The following is a 17,381-nucleotide window of genomic DNA, read 5'->3' on the forward strand; positions in this document are numbered from 1 at the left end:
TTTTTCATAGTGTTTTATCGGCGCGTTCGTGGAATCGTCCTACTTGGGCAGACCCGCCCGAGATACAATGCCAGAAGTACATTTTGAGGTAGACGTCGACAGTCCGCCGGACGAACAGCCAGGTGCGAACCCGTTCAACCGCTGGCATCCCGATATCGAATCGGTGGTTTCCGCCGAGCCGGGTGACCGGATCCGGATGGAGTGTCTCGACTGGACGGGTGGACAGATCGAAGACAACGACAATGCAAACGAGGTCAGAGACGTCGACCTGAATCAGGTCCACTATCTCTCCGGGCCGGTCGAGGTGGCCGGCGCGGAACCCGGTGACCTGTTGAAGGTGACGTTGCTCGATATCGGTGCGCTGAACGACCGCTGGGAGTACGGCTTCACGGGCATCTTCTCCCAGCAGAACGGCGGTGGGTTCCTCACCGACCACTTCCCCGACGCCGCGAAGGCAATCTGGGACCTCGACGGGACCTACGTCTCCTCGCGCCACGTTCCGGACGTCCACTACGAGGGGAAGATACACCCCGGCCTGATCGGGACCGCCCCCTCGGAGGACCTCCTGGCGGAGTGGACCGAGCGCGAACAGAAACTCATGGACAAACACGAAGAGGACCCGAGTTCGATCCCGGATCACCCCACCGGTGAGTCGGAGCCGCCCGTCGCGAACCCACCGACGGCAGAAGGGGCACTGCCCGGAGAGGCGTCGGGCGACGCGGCGGACCGGATCGGCGAGGAAGGCGCGCGGACGGTCCCACCGAGAGAACACGGTGGCAACTGTGACATCAAGGACCTCTCACTCGGCTCGACGATCTACTTCCCGGTGTTCGTCGAGGGGGCGAAGTTCGGCATCGGTGACCTCCACGCCTCCCAGGGCGACGGGGAGATCACCTTCTGTGGCGCCATCGAGATGGCCGGCTACGTCGACCTGCAGTTCGACCTCGTCAAGGACGGGATGGACAAGTACGGCGTCTCCCACCCCATCTTCGAGCCGGGCCACCGCGGGCCGGACTTCTCGGAGTACGTCGTCTTCGAGGGGTACTCCGTCGACGAGGAGGGCGAACAGCACTACATCGACTCACACGTCGCCTACCGACGCGCCTGTCTGCAGGCCATCGATTACCTGGAGCAGTTCGGCTACACGCGCGAGCAGGCCTACGTGATCCTCGGGACCGTCCCGGTGGAGGGGCGCCAGAGCGGCGTCGTCGACATTCCCAACGCCTGTTCGACCCTCGCCCTCCCGAAAGCGGTCTTCGAGTTCGACGTCAGTCCCGACGGCCTCGACGAGTCCCGCGACCGGGGGCAGATCACGATCACGGACGACCCACTCTGAGTCGCCGCTCACGGCGAGACTCGTCGCGATTTTTGCGACACGTCGGCCGCGCTGCCGGATTCACGTCTCGTCGGCTTCGAGTACGTCGTCGATCACCGCCGCGATCTGGCGCAACTGTGCTGCATCGCGCTCTCCGCCGTCGGATCCGTCGGCTGCCACCGTCTCGTGATAGCTCGCTGCTGCCTGTAATGCGGCCCGAATCACGTCGTCGTTGGTGAATACCGACTCGTCACAGGCCTCGTTGACCGCGTCGCGGACGGCACGCAGCGAATCGCGGGTCTGCATCGACATGGTCAACGACACCTGGAACCGGTGGGGAATTTCCTCGTGGAAGCCGGCCGCAGCCGTCGAGAGGTCGGGGTCGCTGGTCGGCATGGGCCGGACAGTCCACGAACGCGAAGGTAAAATTTCGGGCGCGATCTTCGAGTGTGAACGTTTAGCCGCCAGCCGTCGTATGGGGGGTATGGATCTCGTCACCGCACTCGGGGCCGAGGGGCTCGTCTGTGTCGTCGGCGCCGGCGGGAAGAAATCCACCCTGTGGCAACTGGCCGACCGGATCGACCGCGCAGTGGTGACGGCGACCGTTCGGATCCCGATCTTCGACCCGCACGTCGGCGCAGTCAGCGTGACAGCGGATCCGGTCGACGCAGTTCGGGGGGCCGACACGTGGCCGCTGGGCCTCGTTCCGGAACGCGAAAACGACCGCTATCTGGGCTACGAGACGCAGACCGTCGAACGAATCGTCGAGACCGGGGTGCCCGAGGCCGTCCTGGTCAAAGCCGACGGCGCACGGATGCGGGAGTTCAAAGCGCCGAACGACGCCGAGCCCCGGATTCCCGCGGCGACGGACACCGTCCTGCCCCTGGTCAGCGCACACGTCGTCGGCGAGCCGCTGACCGACGACTCCGTCCACCGGGTCGATCGCGTGGCCGCGCTCACCGACCTCTCACCGGGCGCGGAAATCCGCCCCGAACACGTCGCCACAGTAGTGACGAGTCCCAGCGGCGGGTGCAAGGACGTCCCCGACGGGGCGACGGTCGTCCCGGTCATCAACAAAGTCGACGACGACACCGACGAGGCAATCGCCACCCGGATCGCGACTGCGATCCTCGCCACCGACCGGATCGACCGCGTCGCCCTCACGCGAATGGCGGCCGACGACCCGCTCGTGGCCGTGCTGGGCGACTGAGGCTGGCTCGCTCGGCTCAGAACTCGCCCGCAGCTGCCTCCAACTCCTCACGGGTGTTGATATTCCGGAAGGTGTCCTCGGCGGCGTGGGCGCGAATCTCCGCCGCGTCGACGACGACGTACTCGAGTGTGAACAGCGGCTCGACGATCTTGTGCTCGCCGTCGGCGAGCGCGTCGGCACAGGCCGCCGCCATCGGCGCCGTCCGGTAGACCGCCTGTGTCGTCTGGAACCACTCGTCTTCGACCTGTGGGACGGCCGCGTCGTAGTCCCGGGCTCGCTCGAACAGGTAGGCGACGAACTCGGCGTCGACGAAGGGCATGTCACAGGCGACGACTGCCGCGTACTCGCCGTTCGCCGCGCGTAGTCCGGTCTCGATACCGGCCATCGGACCCTGGTCCGGCTCGGGGTCCTCGGCGACGGTGACCGGCAGGTCGATGTCTGTCAGCGCCGCCGCGAGTCGTTCCCGCTGGTCCGGCCGACAGTTCACGACTAGCTCGTCGACCACGGGTTCGAGTCGGTCGGCGACGCGGCGAATCATCGGCGTTCCCGCCAGGTCCGCGACCGCCTTGTCCGCGGCTCCGAACCGCGTCGAGTACCCCCCTGCGAGGATGACGCCGCTTCGCATCACCCCTGGTTCGTCCGGCGGATACCTAAACGTTTCACGGGCTGGTGTCACCTGGTTGATTCGAGTCGTTTGCGAATGACGCAAGCTTTTATCTCGACCCTGCTGAGAGAGCGTATATGATATATGATACTCGCGGGGCAGCGTCATGACAGCCGCTAGCACGACGCAGGTCGCGAAACAGGTCGTCAGCGACGATCAGGTGCGGTTGACGCTCATCGACGATAGCGAGCCGGAGAAACCGACGTGGTCGCACTGGTTCGTGCCGAAACACCTGACCGTCGAACAGGGGCAGTTGACGGTCGCGCGCAGTCGTGGTGGTCGGCTGTGGCCGAGCGACCTGAACGACAGTTCGCCGGCGAACGTCGAGGGAATGTCCGCAGTGCTGACCTGGCGCGACAGTACCTACAGCGGTCGTGTCGCCTCGGTGAAGCAGTCGGTCGCCGTCATCCACCGGGACCAGTCGTAGTTCCCGGCAACCGACCCGAAAGCAGTCGTAAGAGGTGCGCTCGCGTCAGTGGGTGGTGCATGAGCGAGGACCATCCGCTCCTGACGCTGGAGGCGGTCCTGTTGATCGCCATCGGGGGATTCGTCGGCGCGAACGCGCGCCATCTCGTCGCCCTATCGACGCCCGGGCTCTGGGGGACCCTTCTCGCGAACGCGCTCGGGAGTTTCTGCCTCGGATTCGTCCTCTACGAAGCGATGTACACGGGGCTGCTGGCGGAGGAGACGCGGCTCGTCGTCGCGACCGGCTTCCTCTCGTCGTTTACGACGTACAGCACCTTCGCACTCGAAACCGTCCAGGCGACACCGCTTCTGGGCCTCCTGAACGTGCTCGGGAACTACCTGTTGGGCTTCACCGGCGTCGTGCTGGGCGGCGGGATCGCGAGCCGGATGGACGGGGAGTGAGCGAATGGTGCCCGACCTCTGGCTGGTTGGACTCGGTGGCATCGTCGGGGCGCTCCTGCGCCACCTCACGACGATCCGTCTCGCGTCCGAGGGATTCCCCACCGGGACGCTCGCCGTGAACGTCGTCGGGAGTTTCGTCCTCGGGTTCGTGACCTTCCTCGACTCGGGCAACCAAGTGGTGCTGTTCGTCGGCACCGGTGCCTGTGGCTCGTATACGACGTTCTCGGCGTTCTCGTTCGACACCGTCAGGTTGTGGGAGGAAGACGAGCAGGTCCGCGCTGGCGCCTTCGCGGTCGGGAACCTTCTCGGGTCGATCGCTGCGATCGCGCTGGCGTGGGCGCTCGCCAGTCTCGTCCCGGTCTGAGCGGTCGCCGGAATCGCGGCCGCTGGCGACGACTCTCTTCCCCGCTTCATGGAAACTGGTTGCACTGTATCTTCGTTTGTGCAATTCTGTGCCACGAATGTAAACGAAAGTTAACTATTTTTCCTTGGATATAGATGTGTATGGTGGTATCCCACCACACGAACAATGAGTCTGTACACAGTGCTCGGAATGGGGTTGGTATTCGTCGGGATGGTGCTGGTCGTCAACGGGGCGTGGTTGTTGGGTATCGGCTCGGACCGCGACGTGGCGGTCCTGAATTACTTCGTCGGCGGGCTCACACTCCTCATCGCGCTCTGGTGGGCATTCGGGGGGCCAGCATCGGAGGGGACACCGTTCAACGCGGCCGGAACGCTGTTGTTTTCGTTCACGTATCTGTGGGTCGGCGCGAACGCGTGGCGCGGCGAGGAAGACCAGCGTGCCCTGGGCTGGTACTGTATCATGGTGACGCTGCTTGCGATCCCGACCGGGCTACTCGTCTACCAGCTCGGAGACGTCGGTCTCGCGAGCCTCTGGTGGATCTGGGCGGTCCTCTGGGCGGCGTTCTGGCTCATCCTCGCCGTCCAGAAGACCGAGTACACCCGACCGGTCGGCTGGTACACGCTCGCCGTCGGCGTCCTCACCGGTGGTGCCGGATACGTCATGGCCGCAGGCCTCTGGCCGTGGGCGTGAGGCCCCACGATTTTTCCGTGGAGCGCACGGGCGGATGAATCCGGTGCGTCAGGATCGCAATACGTGCGCGTTGAGAGGTCGGGATAACCCTTTGTGGTCGTCCGTGGACGCATACGCCGAGGCGCGCTACCATGACACAATCACCGCAGGAGTGGCCGGCGACAGTGCTCGCCGAGGGGACAGAACGGCTCCGTGAGCGCGACGTTCGCGACATGAACGTGACTGCCGGGCGCGTTCTCGCCGACACGATCCGAACCACGCTCGGCCCGAAGGGGATGGACAAGATGCTGGTCGGTGACCAGGGGCGGGTAGTGGTGACCAACGACGGGGCGAGCATCCTCGACCGGGTCGAGATAGAACATCCCGCCGCACAGGAACTCGTCAGGGTCGCGGAGAGCCAGCGCGACCGCATCGGCGACGGGACGACGACGGCCGTCGTACTGGCCGGGGAACTGCTCGTCGCGGCGGCGGACCTCATGGACAGGGGACTGCATCCGACGACGATCGACAGGGGCTACCGGCTCGCTCTCGACCGGGCCCGCTCGGAACTGGAGGAGCGGACGCTCGAGATCGACCCGTCGGACACGGAGTTACTGTCGAACGTCGCCCACACGGCGGTCACCGGGAAATGGAGCGACGAGGAGGCGGCGGCGTTGCTCGAACTCGTCGTCGAGGCTGCCCAGACGGTCGAGCGGGACGGAACCGTCGAGCGACGCCGTATCACCCGGACCACGATCCCCGGCGGCTCACCGACCGATTCCGAACTCGTCAGCGGACTCGCGATCGACACGGATTCCTCGTCGACGACGCTGGCGTCGCTCGACGTCGACCTGCCCTCCCGAATCGAGGACGCGGGTGTGGCACTGGTCGACGACCAGCTCACGGTCGAGAAAGCCGACGCAGTGACGCGCGTCTCGGTCGAGACCGCCGACCAGCTCGCACGGATCGCCGACTACGAGGGTGACGTCTACCGGGAGCAGGCGCGGGGGATCGCGGCTGCCGGGGCCGACGTCGTCTTCTGTCAGAAGTCCATCGACGACGAGGTGCTGGCCGAACTCGCCAGTCAGGGAGTCATCGCCGTCGAGCGGACCCGACAGGACGAGATGCACAAACTCGCCCGGGCGACCGGTGCAGAGATGGTCATGCGTGTCGACGAACTCACGCCCGAGCACGTCGGTCAGGCGGGCAGTATCGAGCGTCGGGCCGTCGCCGGAACCCACCTTGCCATCGTCGGTGACTGCCCCGACAGTGAACAGCAGTCCTTGCTCCTGCGTGGTGGGACGGACCACGTCATCGCGGAGACGAAGCGGCTGATCGAGAACTGTCTCGACGACGTGACGCTGGCCATCGAGACCGATGGTGTCGTCCCCGGCGGCGGCGCGACGGAGGTCGCCCTCGCGTCCACGCTCCGAGACGCCGCCGACGGCGTCGCCGGCCGCGAACAGCTCGCCGTGACTGCCGTTGCCGACGCGCTGGAGTCGATTCCGCGAACGCTGGCAGCCAGCGCCGGACTGGACCCGATCGACACGCTACTCGCCCTCCGCAATCGTCACGAGCGAGGCGACGAGACGGCTGGACTCGACGTGACCACCGGCCAGGTGGTGGACATGGTCGACAGCGGCGTCCTCGACCCGGCACCAGTCAAGCGTCACGCGATTACGAGCGCCACGGAGGCCGCGACGATACTCATCGGCATCGACGACATGATCCTGGCGACGGGGGACGGCGAGCCCGGCCACGACCACGACCATGGCCACGACCACGGCGACGGCCACGGTGGCGTCGAGGCGACCGGTGGGTATCCCTGGGCGGTCGGTCACTGACGGGATCGGTGCACCGGTCGAAAAAAGGAACGGGGGCGAGTTCAGGACGGCTTCGCCAGGTCGCCCCGGTCGGCCGACGGCGCGGTTTCGTCTGCGAGTCCGTCGGGGTCGATATCGAACTCGAAGACCTCCTTCGGAACCGAGACGGTGACGCAGGTGTTGGGGAGGTCGACGATCCCGGCGATCCGGCTCTCGACGGGCACGCAACTGAGTAGCTGGTAGGCCTGCTCGCGCGTGTAGCCGAACTGTGCGAGGTAGTCGATGGCGTCCAGACAGGCGCGCCGCATGCCGACGTTGGCGTTCTTGTAGTGCTGGGTACCTTCCTCGTCGACGGAGTACCCCTCGAAGACGACGTACTCCGAGAACTGTGGTTCGACGTTGCCGGGCGTGAACAGGGCGTGGTCCGTGCCCATCTTCTCCACCCCGTCTTTCACGAGGTCCACTTTCAGGTCGATGAAGCCGGCCATCTCGATGGCGCCACAGAAGGTGATCTCCCCGTCGCCCTGGGAGAAGTGCAGGTCGCCCGTGATCAGGTTCGCCCCGTCGACGAATACGGGCAGGTACACGCGTGACCCGCGGCTCAGGTTCTTGATGTCGCAGTTGCCGGCGTTCTCTCTCGGCGGGATGGTCCGTGCGGCCTCCTGGGCTGCTTCGTCGACCTCGTCCTCGTCGAGCTCGCCGAGCAACACGTCGTCGGGTTCCGGGGGCAGGGCCAGCGGCGGTTCGTCCTCGTGGGTCTCGTGGTTGATGGCCGTCGCGTCTTCCGGGCCGCGCTCGATGAGCGCCCGTTCGCGTTCGTTCCACTCCTCGAGCAACTCGTGTGAGGGTGCCGTGCCCACGATCCCCGGGTGTGAGAGCCCGGCGAATCGGACGTCCGGGATGTGGCGTGAGGTGGCGTAGACGCCGTCGAGATCCCAGATGGACTTCCGTGCCTCCGGGAAGTGGTCGGTCAGGAACCCACCCCCGTTGTCGAGTTCGAAGATGCCGTTGAACCCCCACTCGTTGTCCGGGAACGGGCCGAGATCCAGGATATCGACCACCAGCACGTCGCCCGGTTCGGCACCCTCGACGCGGATCGGCCCACTGAGGTGATGGTTCGGCGCGAGATCCATGTCTCGGATGTCGTCGGCGCTGTCGTCGTTGACGACCTGGTTTCCGGTCCAGTCCAGACACTCGACGCGGAACTTCTCCCCCGGTTCGACGCTCGCGGCCGGCGGGACGTCCGGATGCCAGCGATTGACGATCGGATCGGGCTGTTCGGTTATTTCGCTGTCGGGGTCTACCTCGAATACGGTCTCGGGCATGGCCTGAGCTATCAATCCACACGCGTTGTAGTAATGCTATTTGACACGAGCCATGCTTTAGCTACGACACGCCTGCGATGTGCCCTGCATCTGATTCGCCTCCGCTACGATTGGGTGCGAAGTCGCATATCTGACAGTACGTTTAACATCCACACTGGTGAACTGTGGAGGGACCGACCATGGTCGAGCCGCACCTCCCGCCGACGCGCATCGAACTGTATCTGGACTGCTGGGAGACCTTCGGGACCGAGGAATTTCCGGTCGAGCGTGTACGTGCCACACAGACGACGCAGGCGGACGATGCCCCCTCGGGCCGAAGTCGTGGAGACGTACAGACTGCCGTGGAGACACTCGTCGCTGCGGGGCTGCTCGAACGAGTTGGTGAGGACCGATATCAGGTTCGACTCACACCGGAAGACGAGCTCGAGGACTGGATAGACGACACCGTTTCGCGTGTTTCGTCCCTCCACGAGGCGGTTCAGTCGGCACGCAGAGACCGAGACGCACGCGTTTCGGAGTCCGATCGGACTGCTGCGGTCGACTTCGAGGGGACCACCTATCTCCGTCTCCCGGTCGCCCCCGAGACGACGGTCGCGGAGGTGGCGAGGGCCCTCACGGACACCTTCGAGACCGACCCTGACCACGAACACGTCGTCCTGACCGCGCCGGCCGACGAGGCAGCACACGTCCAGCACATCGCCGACCGACTCTGTGACCCCGACACCGACCGAGTGGGATCGTACTCGCTGCAGAAGGTGACCACGGAGGTTCTCGGACCCGATCCGGATAGCCTCACCTTTCGGCTCTATCTGACTCGCTCGGGTAGGTAACCGACAGAACAGGTCGCTGTCCGCCCACGTCGACCAATGCTCTTGTCCGTCCCCGTCGAACTGTGGTACTCGTACGCATGACAGAGCGCATCCCGATCGTCGAACCGGGCGAATCGGCGGACGAGGCGGTCAACGAGTTGCTCCACGAGGCCGCCGACGAGTGGTACGAGGACGCGGCGTTCTTCGGGGCGATGGCCCATCAGCCGACGATTTTCAAGCACCTCGCAGACGCGCTCGGTTCGTTCCCCCAGTCTGAGGCCATCACGCCGGCGTTGCTGGAACTGGTCCGACTCAGAATCGCCGCGTGTCACGAGTGTGCCTACTGTGGGACGGTCCGGACGACGGCTGTCCAGGACGAGGTCGCACCGAAGGAAGCGGCCGTCCTCGACGACGAGATCGACGCCACAGCGCTCGAACACCGAGAAGTCCTGGCCGTCCGACTCGGCGAGTTCCTCTCGACGGACCCCCATCGGATCACGGACGCCTTCTTCGAGGACCTCGAGTCGGAGTTCTCGACCGAGGCCCTCGTCGAACTCCTGCTGTTCTGTAGCCTCGAAGTCGGACTCGACCGGTTTACGATCGCACTCACCCTCGATACGACGCCGGAGAGTCCGTATCCGACCGGGCTCGAGTATCCGCTCTCCACTTCAGACACGCAGGACCGGTGACGCGGCCGTGCTGGATGGTGAGTGATTTCGCAGTTCTCTCCAGCGCAGGGGCCAGTGTCGAACGGACAGTCTGGAACGATGGCTCTCGCTGGCGGATCGAGACGCGTCGAGTTCGCAGTCGGCCGCCCCGGTGGCAGCCGTCGCGAAACGTGGGACAGAACGCCCGGTGTCGCGTGCCCCGGCAGTCCGGTGCGCGCGACGAGTGTTATGGGGTGTGCCGCACCTACTCCTGCGTGAGGAGGCGGCGAAGCACGAGGTGGAGGACGCCGCCGTTCTCGATATACTTGACGGCTGCCGGCGTGGACACCTGCGCGGTGACCTGGAACTCCGTCGTCTCGCCGTCGTCGGCTTCGGCGACGACTGTGAGTTCGTCGTTCATCTCGAGGCCGTCGTCGAGGCCCTCGATGGAGAACACTTCGGTGCCGTCGAGGCCGAGTTCCTCCCAGCCCTCGCCCTCGGCGAACTGCAGGGGCAGGACGCCCATGCCGAGGAGGTTGTCGCGGTAGATGCGCTCGTAGCTCTTGGCGATGGTCGCGCGGATGCCCAGCAGGTCGGTCCCCTTGGCCGCCCAGTCACGGCTGGACCCGGTCCCGAACTCCTCGCCGGACATGACGACCAGCGGCGTCTCGTCGTCGCGGTAGCGCTCGCTGGCGTCGAAGACGGTGGTCTCCTCGCCGCTCGGCAGGTGTTTGGCGTAGCCACCCTGCTTGCCGTCGAGCATCTCGTTTTCGATGCGGACGTTCGCGAAGGTCCCGCGCATCATGACCTCGTGGTTGCCGCGGCGCGAGCCGTACGTGTTGAACTCGTGGGGCGCGACGCCGCGCTCCTTGAGCCACTGCCCGGCGGGCAGGTCCTCACCGAACGGCCCGGCGGGGCTGATGTGGTCGGTGGTGACCGTATCGCCGAGCGTCATGAGACAGCGGGCGTTCGCGATGTCCTCGACGCCCGGCTCTTCGAGCGGGAAGTCCTGGAAGAACGGGGGCTCGCGGATGTAGGTGGACTCGTCGTCCCACTCGTAGACCTCGCCGGAGGGCGCGTCGAGCGCTTCCCAGCGCTCGTCGCCCTCGTAGACGGAGGCGTACTTCTCCTCGAACATCTCCGGGGAGACGCTGTTGTGGACCATGTCGTGGATCTCCTCGGTGGACGGCCAGATGTCCGCGAGGTAGACCGGTTCGCCGTCCTGGTCGTGTCCGAGCGGCTCCTCCTCGAGGTCGATGTCCATCTTCCCGGCGAGGCCGTAGGCGACGACCAGCGGCGGGCTGGCGAGGTAGTTGGCGGCGATCTTCGGGTGGATGCGCGCCTCGAAGTTGCGGTTCCCGGAGAGGACGCTCGTCGCCCAGAGGTCGTGCTCGTCGATGGCGGCCTCGATGGGGTCCTGGAGCGGGCCGGAGTTGCCGATACAGGTCGTACAGCCGTAGCCGACGACGCTGTAGCCCAGTTCCTCCATGTAGTCCATCAGCCCGGACTCTTCGAGATAGGCCGTGACGACGCGGCTGCCGGGTGCCAGGCTCGTCTTCACGTAGTCGGGCACGTCGAGGCCCTTCTCGACGGCGTTGCGCGCCAGCAGGCCGGCCGCGAGCATCACCGAGGGGTTCGAGGTGTTCGTACAGGAGGTGATCGCGCTGACCAGGACGCTGCCGTGGCCGATCTCGACCTCGCTGCCGTCCTCGAGCGTGACCGGTACTCTGTCTCCGAGGTCGAGGTCGTGTTTGACGGGGGCCGCGCCGTCGGCCTGGACGACGCCCTGCTCCGCGAGCAGGTTCGGGAAGTGCTCGTCCATGTCGCCCAGCGGGATGCGCGAGTGGGGCTTCTTGTGGCCCGCGAGGCTCGGCTCGACGTCGCCGAGGTCGAACTCGACGGTCTCGGTGTACTCGGGTTCCTGCTCGCCGAAGAGGCCCTGGGCCTCGAGGTACTCCTCGACGAGGTCGATGTGGTCCTCGTCGCGACCCGTGAGTTCGAGGTACTCGAGGGTCTTGTCGTCGACCGGGAACATGCTGATGGTCGACCCCTGCTCGGGGGCCATGTTGGCGATGGTCGCGCGGTCGGCGACGGTCAGTTCGGGGACGCCAGGGCCGTAGAACTCGACGAAGCGGTCGACGACGCCGACCTGGCGGAGCTTCTCGGTCAGGTGGAGCACGAGGTCGGTCGCGGTCGCGCCTTCGGGCAGGGATCCCTCCAGCCGGACGCCGACGACTTCCGGCAGACCCATGGTGATGGGCTGGCCGAGCATCGCGGCCTCGGCCTCGATGCCACCGACGCCCCAGCCGACGACGCCGATGCCGCCGATCATGGGCGTGTGACTGTCGGTGCCCACGAGGGTATCCGGGAAGAGCCACTCGTCGCCGTCCTCGTCGCGCTCGTGGACGACGCGGCCGAGGTGTTCCAGGTTGACCTGGTGGACGATCCCGGTTCCCGGCGGGACGACCTCGAAGTTGTCGAAGGCCTGCTGTGCCCACTTGATGGAGCGGTAGCGCTCCTCGTTGCGCTCGTACTCGAGTTCGACGTTCTTCTCGTAGGCGTCCTCGCTGCCGAAGTAGTCGACCTGGACGCTGTGGTCGATGACGAGGTCGCAGGGGATCTCGGGTTCGACGAGCGTCGGATCGCGGTCCTTGCGGTCGACGGCCGAGCGCAGTGCCGCCAGGTCCACGACGGCCGGCACGCCGGTCAGGTCCTGCAGCACGACGCGCGACGGCTGGAAGGGCAATTCGACGTCCGGCACGTCCGGTGCCCAGGAGGCCACGTTCCGCACGTCCTGTTCGGTGACGTTCTCGCCGTCCACGTTGCGGAGGACGGATTCAAGCAGGATCCGGATGCTCACCGGAAGGCTATCCAGGTCACACAGTCCTTCTTCTTCGAGCACCGTGAGGTCGGCCATCTTGTAGGCTGTCCCGTCGACCTCGATATCGCGAATCGCGTCGAACGGATCGTTCGTTGCCATACGAAAGCTAGCCCCCACTCAATTATATATCATCTTATTCTGGCCAGATACTGCGAGGTGCCGATCGCAGTCGGTTCGAGACCGCGCCAGTCCGGTCCCTGTCCTTCCGGCGGCCGCTTCTCTCGGCCGGTTCGGTCGCTACCGGATCACACCGGATCGAAGACGTGGATCGGCCACTCCTCCTCGTAGGACGGGTCGAAGTCCGGATCGATGCCGACCGTCTCGGGGTCACAGACCCGGAGTTCGACACGGTCGCCGATACTGAGGTCCGCGAGCGAGGCAGTAACGCGACCCGTGAGCCGCGCCGACGAGTCGAGTTCGTCGACGACCTCCCCGAAACCACCACGGACAAGATCCGCAAGGTCGAACTGCGGGAGTTCCACGGCGACCCCGTCGAGTGACGACGTCCGTTCCGATAGCGGATGCGTTCCCCGCCTGGTTCAGGATTCGAGGTCGTAGCGAGCGACTTCAGAAGAGCCACACAGCGGACAGTTCGTCGTCGGGTCGTCGATGCGTGAGCCACAGTGGCGACACTCACAGAAGAGACGCTTCTGTCCCTGTCCTGTGACCGCTCGCTTTATTCGGTCGATCATGGATACCGGTTCGTGAGCAGGAACGAGTAAATAGGTCAGCCAGCCGTGCCGGAACTGAAAACCACCGGACTGAACGCTGGTCACGAATCCCCCGTCAGCCGGACGTCTGACGCCCGACCCGCAGCCCCGTGGCCGCACGCCAGTCGAAGTACACCCCAGAGGCAGGATGAATACATGGTCCGTCACCTGGCCGGTCGGTACCGAATCGACGCGACCGCGACTCCCAGAGAGACCAGCGGAGGCTGTTATTGGGATTTTTATCGGAACTCCCCCCATATCGTGTATGGTCGGTCAAGTTTCTGCGCCGAGATGGGCAAGAGACGTCCTGTCGGCGTACGATCAGGTGCTCTCGGAACTGTTCTGGTTCGTCGTGGGGTTCGGGGTCGTCTATCTCGTGAGCCGGATCGTTCTCATCCCGTTCGTGACGCAGGTCGTCAGATCGCGTAATCGCAACAATCCGACGATCGAGACCGCGACGGAGACGTACCTCCGGGTCGTTCTGATCGGGTTCGCTACCCTCACGGGCATCATCGCCGCTGGCTACGGCGGGATCTTCTCCGAATCGGCGGTCATCATCGCCGCCCTCACGTTCGCCTTCGGGATCGCCGGGCAGCAGGTGTTCGGGTCGCTCATCAGCGGGATGTTCCTCGTCGCCGATCCCGATTTCAACGTCGGCGACTGGGTCGAGTGGCCGGGCGGGAACGGGACCATCGAGGCAGTCGATTTTCGCGTCACCCGGATCCGGACACCGAACCACGAAACGATCTCCGTCCCGAATACCGAACTCACCAACAACCCGATCACTCGCCCCTACGGCCGGGACAGATATCGAATGACGGAACAGGTGTACGTCGCCTATTCCGAGGACACCGAGCGGGCCCTGCTCGAGTTACGACAGATTGCCACGACTCTCGAGTCGGTTCTCGGTGATCCAGCGCCGGAGACGCGTATCGTCGAACTCGGGGAGAACGCGATCACGATACAGGCCGAGTTCTGGACCGACGATCCGAGAAACAGAGAGATTCCGACGATTTGCTCCGACTTCCGACGGATGGTGAAACGGCACTTCGACGACGAGGATATCACGCTCGCTCCCCCGTCCGCGCAATCGCTCTCGGGGGAAGTGACCGTGACGGAGCGTGTAGCCGACTCACCTGCCACGAGCAGCGAGTGAAAACCGGACACCGCAGATTCGGTGGCGAGTTCGCGCTGACACTACTGGCGGCGGTTTCCGTGCGAGCCAAAACCGCCGTACTGTGTCTGAACGCCTGCTGGAAAGATTCCGAGGCGCTGTTCCCATCCCGATCGAGTTTCCTGGTATGGTAATCAACACAGAATTCCTCTACGGAGACGATTACGTTCGACAGCAGCGGCGAAAATTCCCTTCGAATATGAGGTTTGAGTGCACTATTACTACGGAATCGGAGGGGAAATCCGCAAAAGAGAGGGCGCCGTAGGTATCCCTGTATGACGACGACGATCACCGTTGAAGGGATGACCTGCGGTCACTGTGAGCAGACGGTCGAAGAGGCGCTACAGGGTGTGTCCGGCGTCACCGCCGTAACCGTCGACCGAGAGGAAGAACGGGCAAGCGTCGATGGTGACGCGGATGCCACGGCCCTCGTGGAAGCCGTCGAAGACGCCGGGTACACAGCTCACGTCTGAGGAGAACACAGTCGGAGGATAGCACAGAACGCACCGAGGCGAACGGGCCACCGTTCTCTTCGGAGTTTGCCCACATGGACTCTGCGAACGGTTTCAGGGCCCGAACATTCAGAAAGCCGGCGGAACCACCTAGTGAGAAAATGACTCATGGATGACCACGAAGAGACGAACCAGAACGGTGCAGGCGAAGACGGTCAGCGGGAGGACGGCAGTCATCACCACCACGGGTCCGACGAGCGCGATGGAGCGGAAAACGAGTTCGATGAGGAACAAGTAGAACAGGAGCTACTGGAAGAGGAGGCACAAAGTGACCCAGCGGGTGAGGCGGCTCCCCACGGGATGCATGAAAACGCCGAACCCGAGGGGGAAGGGCCCGACCACGGTTCCCACGAGGGCCACGGCGAGGGCCATGGCGGGATGCACGAAGGCCACGAGCAGATGTTCCGCCGACGCTTTTTCGTCTCGACACTCCTGTCGATTCCCGTCCTCCTGTACAGCGAAACGTTGCAGGGATGGCTCGGGTTCTCCGTCCCGGCGTTCCCCGGTAGCGAGTGGATCAATCCCGTCTTCGCGATAATCGTCTTCGCGTACGGCGGAGTCCCGTTCCTCCGGATGGCGGGGCCGGAGCTGAAGGATCGGGCACCGGGGATGATGACGCTGATCTCGATGGCGATCTCGGTCGCGTTCGTCTACAGCCTGGCTACCGTCATCTTTCCTGCACAGTCGGCGTTCTTCTGGGAGCTCGTCACGCTGATCGACATCATGCTGCTGGGCCACTGGATCGAGATGCGGTCGGTGCGCCGTGCCTCGAGCGCAGTCGACGAGCTGGCGAAGCTGATGCCCGATACCGCCGAGCGAATCACCGACGACGGTGACACCGAGGACGTCCCGGTGAGCGAACTCTCGGAGGGCGACCTCTTGCTCGTCCGGCCGGGCGCGAGTGTGCCCGCCGACGGCATCGTCGAGGAGGGTGATTCGGACGTCGAGGAGTCGATGATCACGGGTGAGTCGAAACCGGTCTCGAAGGAACCCGGCGACGAAGTCATCGGCGGGACGATCAACGGCGACGGCAGCCTCCGCGTGCGTGTCGGTGCGACAGGCGAAGAGACGACGCTGGCGGGCATCATGCGACTGGTCGAAGAGGCCCAGCAGAGCAAGTCTCAAACGCAAGTGTTGGCCGACCGCGCGGCAGGCTGGTTGTTCTACGTCGCGCTCGGGGCGGCGGTCGTGACAGCAATCGCGTGGACACTCGCAGTCTCGTTCAACGCAACGGTTATCGAGCGCGTCGTTACGGTGCTCGTCATTGCCTGCCCGCACGCGCTCGGACTGGCGATCCCGCTGGTCGTGGCGATCAATACGTCACTCGCGGCTCGCAACGGGATGCTCGTTCGCGACCGCATCGCGATGGAAGAGGCGAGAAATTTGGACGCCATCATCTTCGACAAGACGGGGACGCTCACCGAAGGCGAACACGGTGTCGTGGACATGGCGACCGTCGACGGCGTCGACGAGGACGACGCGCTCGCGCTTGCGGCGGCCGTCGAGAGCGACTCAGAGCACATGATCGCGCGAGCTATCCGCGAGGCCGCCGACGAGCGAGATCTCATCGCTCCCGACGCGACCGACTTCGAGGCGATCAAAGGCCGGGGCGTCCGCGCGAAGGTCGACGGTAGCGGCGAGGTGTACGTCGGCGGGCCGAACCTGTTGACCCAGCTCGAGAGGGAGGTTCCCGACCACCTCCAGCGCTTCGCTGACGAAGCCGGCCAGAACGCTCAGACGGTGGTCTACCTGGTCCGCGAGGGGGAGTTGATCGCCGCGTTCGCAATGGCCGACGTGATCCGCGAGGAGAGTTTCCGTGTCGTCGACGCCCTCCACGATCTGGGCATCGAGGTAGCGATGCTGACCGGTGACTCCCATGACGTCGCCGACGCCGTCGCCGACGAACTGGGCATCGACACGGTGTTCGCGGAGGTCCTCCCGGGAGACAAGGACGAGAAAGTCCAGGAACTCCAGGACCAGGGAAAGCTCGTAGGGATGGTCGGTGACGGCGTGAACGACGCGCCAGCGCTCACGCGAGCCGACGTCGGGATCGCTATCGGGAGCGGCACCGACGTGGCGGTTCAGTCGGCCGACGTCATCCTCGTCCAGAACAACCCGATGGACGTGGTTCGGCTCGTCAAACTGAGCAAAGCGAGCTACCGGAAGATGCAGGAAAATATCGTCTGGGCGGCCGGCTACAACGTCTTCGCACTTCCGCTTGCAGCGGGCGTGTTGGCTCCGATCGGGATTTTGCTGTCGCCGGCCGTGGGCGCGCTCCTGATGTCGCTGAGTACGATCATCGTCGCCATCAACGCGCAACTGCTCCGGCGCGTGGATCTGTCTCTCCCTGACCTGCCAGGAGTGACACCACCGCCTGACGCTCGAACTGCAGACTGAACCCCTCCCGACTC

At 65.0% G+C, this 17,381-nt stretch carries 18 protein-coding genes; 12 read left to right on the forward strand and 6 right to left on the reverse strand.

What is annotated here, in order from left to right:
- The first annotated feature begins 67 nt into the window (after positions 1-67).
- Positions 68-1,336 (forward strand): formamidase, encoded by a 1,269-nt coding sequence (gene fmdA, locus U5918_RS09300; RefSeq protein WP_336001071.1) that lies wholly within the window; start codon positions 68-70, stop codon positions 1,334-1,336.
- A 60-nt stretch (positions 1,337-1,396) separates the two neighbouring features.
- Here fmdA (U5918_RS09300) and U5918_RS09305 read toward each other — a convergent pair whose 3' ends face one another.
- The gene (locus U5918_RS09305) at positions 1,397-1,711 is read right to left on the reverse strand and encodes a hypothetical protein (protein ID WP_336001072.1); all 315 of its coding nucleotides are present in this window, start codon (positions 1,709-1,711) and stop codon (positions 1,397-1,399) included.
- 88 nt (positions 1,712-1,799) lie between these two features.
- Here U5918_RS09305 and yqeC point away from each other — a divergent pair, with 88 nt between their 5' ends.
- A complete protein-coding gene (yqeC, locus tag U5918_RS09310; protein WP_336001073.1) occupies positions 1,800-2,525 on the forward strand; it encodes a selenium cofactor biosynthesis protein YqeC in 726 nt (241 codons plus the stop codon).
- Between the two features lie 16 nt (positions 2,526-2,541).
- Here the strand turns inward: yqeC and U5918_RS09315 are convergent, their stop codons facing one another.
- Complete coding sequence (locus U5918_RS09315) at positions 2,542-3,150, reverse strand: molybdenum cofactor guanylyltransferase (protein WP_336001074.1); 609 nt, start codon at positions 3,148-3,150, stop codon at positions 2,542-2,544.
- Positions 3,151-3,295: 145 nt separating this feature from the next.
- Here U5918_RS09315 and U5918_RS09320 point away from each other — a divergent pair, with 145 nt between their 5' ends.
- The 5 genes from U5918_RS09320 (at position 3,296) to thsA (ending at position 6,933) form a co-directional block, all read left to right on the forward strand.
- The gene (locus U5918_RS09320; protein WP_336001075.1) at positions 3,296-3,616 is read left to right on the forward strand and encodes a hypothetical protein; all 321 of its coding nucleotides are present in this window, start codon (positions 3,296-3,298) and stop codon (positions 3,614-3,616) included.
- 59 nt (positions 3,617-3,675) lie between these two features.
- Positions 3,676-4,056 (forward strand): CrcB family protein, encoded by a 381-nt coding sequence (locus U5918_RS09325; RefSeq protein WP_336001076.1) that lies wholly within the window; start codon positions 3,676-3,678, stop codon positions 4,054-4,056.
- Positions 4,057-4,060: 4 nt separating this feature from the next.
- The gene (gene crcB, locus U5918_RS09330) at positions 4,061-4,420 is read left to right on the forward strand and encodes a fluoride efflux transporter CrcB (RefSeq protein ID WP_336001077.1); all 360 of its coding nucleotides are present in this window, start codon (positions 4,061-4,063) and stop codon (positions 4,418-4,420) included.
- Positions 4,421-4,585: 165 nt separating this feature from the next.
- Complete coding sequence (locus tag U5918_RS09335; RefSeq protein ID WP_336001078.1) at positions 4,586-5,110, forward strand: AmiS/UreI family transporter; 525 nt, start codon at positions 4,586-4,588, stop codon at positions 5,108-5,110.
- Positions 5,111-5,241: 131 nt separating this feature from the next.
- Positions 5,242-6,933, forward strand: coding sequence for a thermosome subunit alpha (thsA, locus tag U5918_RS09340; RefSeq protein ID WP_336001079.1), 1,692 nt, complete (start codon positions 5,242-5,244; stop codon positions 6,931-6,933).
- A 41-nt stretch (positions 6,934-6,974) separates the two neighbouring features.
- On the opposite strand, the gene fmdA (U5918_RS09345) is transcribed toward thsA, so the two are convergent.
- The gene (gene fmdA, locus U5918_RS09345) at positions 6,975-8,237 is read right to left on the reverse strand and encodes a formamidase (RefSeq protein WP_336001080.1); all 1,263 of its coding nucleotides are present in this window, start codon (positions 8,235-8,237) and stop codon (positions 6,975-6,977) included.
- A gap of 179 nt (positions 8,238-8,416) precedes the next feature.
- Between fmdA (U5918_RS09345) and U5918_RS09350 the strand changes: the two genes are divergently transcribed.
- Both U5918_RS09350 and U5918_RS09355 read left to right on the forward strand, forming a co-directional pair.
- Complete coding sequence (locus U5918_RS09350) at positions 8,417-9,067, forward strand: hypothetical protein (protein WP_336001081.1); 651 nt, start codon at positions 8,417-8,419, stop codon at positions 9,065-9,067.
- Positions 9,068-9,144: 77 nt separating this feature from the next.
- Positions 9,145-9,735, forward strand: a complete 591-nt coding sequence (locus tag U5918_RS09355; protein WP_336001082.1) for a carboxymuconolactone decarboxylase family protein — start codon at positions 9,145-9,147, stop codon at positions 9,733-9,735.
- A gap of 223 nt (positions 9,736-9,958) precedes the next feature.
- Here the strand turns inward: U5918_RS09355 and acnA are convergent, their stop codons facing one another.
- From acnA to U5918_RS09370, 3 genes are all read right to left on the reverse strand, one after another.
- Positions 9,959-12,673 carry an aconitate hydratase AcnA gene (acnA, locus tag U5918_RS09360; protein WP_336001083.1) on the reverse strand — a complete coding sequence of 905 codons (2,715 nt, stop codon included), beginning with the start codon at positions 12,671-12,673 and terminating at the stop codon, positions 9,959-9,961.
- A gap of 146 nt (positions 12,674-12,819) precedes the next feature.
- Positions 12,820-13,056: a PhlB family protein gene (locus U5918_RS09365; protein WP_336001084.1), complete on the reverse strand. Its 237-nt coding sequence runs from the start codon at positions 13,054-13,056 to the stop codon at positions 12,820-12,822.
- 57 nt (positions 13,057-13,113) lie between these two features.
- Complete coding sequence (locus U5918_RS09370; protein WP_336001085.1) at positions 13,114-13,266, reverse strand: hypothetical protein; 153 nt, start codon at positions 13,264-13,266, stop codon at positions 13,114-13,116.
- Between the two features lie 283 nt (positions 13,267-13,549).
- On the opposite strand from U5918_RS09370, the gene U5918_RS09375 reads away from it, so the two are divergent.
- The 3 genes from U5918_RS09375 to U5918_RS09385 all read left to right on the forward strand — a co-directional run bounded on the left by U5918_RS09375 (position 13,550) and on the right by U5918_RS09385 (position 17,367).
- Positions 13,550-14,440 (forward strand): mechanosensitive ion channel family protein, encoded by an 891-nt coding sequence (locus U5918_RS09375; RefSeq protein ID WP_336001086.1) that lies wholly within the window; start codon positions 13,550-13,552, stop codon positions 14,438-14,440.
- 293 nt (positions 14,441-14,733) lie between these two features.
- Entirely contained in the window at positions 14,734-14,931 is a 198-nt protein-coding gene (locus U5918_RS09380; RefSeq protein ID WP_336001087.1) for a CopZ family metallochaperone, read from the forward strand.
- Between the two features lie 147 nt (positions 14,932-15,078).
- Positions 15,079-17,367 carry a copper-translocating P-type ATPase gene (locus U5918_RS09385; protein ID WP_336001088.1) on the forward strand — a complete coding sequence of 763 codons (2,289 nt, stop codon included), beginning with the start codon at positions 15,079-15,081 and terminating at the stop codon, positions 17,365-17,367.
- The last annotated feature ends 14 nt before the right edge of the window (positions 17,368-17,381 follow it).

Origin of the sequence: Halorientalis sp. LT38 (assembly GCF_037031225.1) — an archaeon.
GTDB classification, from domain to species: domain Archaea; phylum Halobacteriota; class Halobacteria; order Halobacteriales; family Haloarculaceae; genus Halorientalis; species Halorientalis halophila.

Coding starts and splice junctions, on each gene's coding strand:
- fmdA (WP_336001071.1), top strand. CDS start 68: ATGCCAGAAGTACATTTTGAGGTAGACGTCGACAGTCCGCCGGACGAA.
- U5918_RS09305 (WP_336001072.1), bottom strand. CDS start 1,711: ATGCCGACCAGCGACCCCGACCTCTCGACGGCTGCGGCCGGCTTCCAC.
- yqeC (WP_336001073.1), top strand. CDS start 1,800: ATGGATCTCGTCACCGCACTCGGGGCCGAGGGGCTCGTCTGTGTCGTC.
- U5918_RS09315 (WP_336001074.1), bottom strand. CDS start 3,150: ATGCGAAGCGGCGTCATCCTCGCAGGGGGGTACTCGACGCGGTTCGGA.
- U5918_RS09320 (WP_336001075.1), top strand. CDS start 3,296: ATGACAGCCGCTAGCACGACGCAGGTCGCGAAACAGGTCGTCAGCGAC.
- U5918_RS09325 (WP_336001076.1), top strand. CDS start 3,676: ATGAGCGAGGACCATCCGCTCCTGACGCTGGAGGCGGTCCTGTTGATC.
- crcB (WP_336001077.1), top strand. CDS start 4,061: ATGGTGCCCGACCTCTGGCTGGTTGGACTCGGTGGCATCGTCGGGGCG.
- U5918_RS09335 (WP_336001078.1), top strand. CDS start 4,586: ATGAGTCTGTACACAGTGCTCGGAATGGGGTTGGTATTCGTCGGGATG.
- thsA (WP_336001079.1), top strand. CDS start 5,242: ATGACACAATCACCGCAGGAGTGGCCGGCGACAGTGCTCGCCGAGGGG.
- fmdA (WP_336001080.1), bottom strand. CDS start 8,237: ATGCCCGAGACCGTATTCGAGGTAGACCCCGACAGCGAAATAACCGAA.
- U5918_RS09350 (WP_336001081.1), top strand. CDS start 8,417: ATGGTCGAGCCGCACCTCCCGCCGACGCGCATCGAACTGTATCTGGAC.
- U5918_RS09355 (WP_336001082.1), top strand. CDS start 9,145: ATGACAGAGCGCATCCCGATCGTCGAACCGGGCGAATCGGCGGACGAG.
- acnA (WP_336001083.1), bottom strand. CDS start 12,673: ATGGCAACGAACGATCCGTTCGACGCGATTCGCGATATCGAGGTCGAC.
- U5918_RS09370 (WP_336001085.1), bottom strand. CDS start 13,266: ATGATCGACCGAATAAAGCGAGCGGTCACAGGACAGGGACAGAAGCGT.
- U5918_RS09375 (WP_336001086.1), top strand. CDS start 13,550: ATGGTCGGTCAAGTTTCTGCGCCGAGATGGGCAAGAGACGTCCTGTCG.
- U5918_RS09380 (WP_336001087.1), top strand. CDS start 14,734: ATGACGACGACGATCACCGTTGAAGGGATGACCTGCGGTCACTGTGAG.
- U5918_RS09385 (WP_336001088.1), top strand. CDS start 15,079: ATGGATGACCACGAAGAGACGAACCAGAACGGTGCAGGCGAAGACGGT.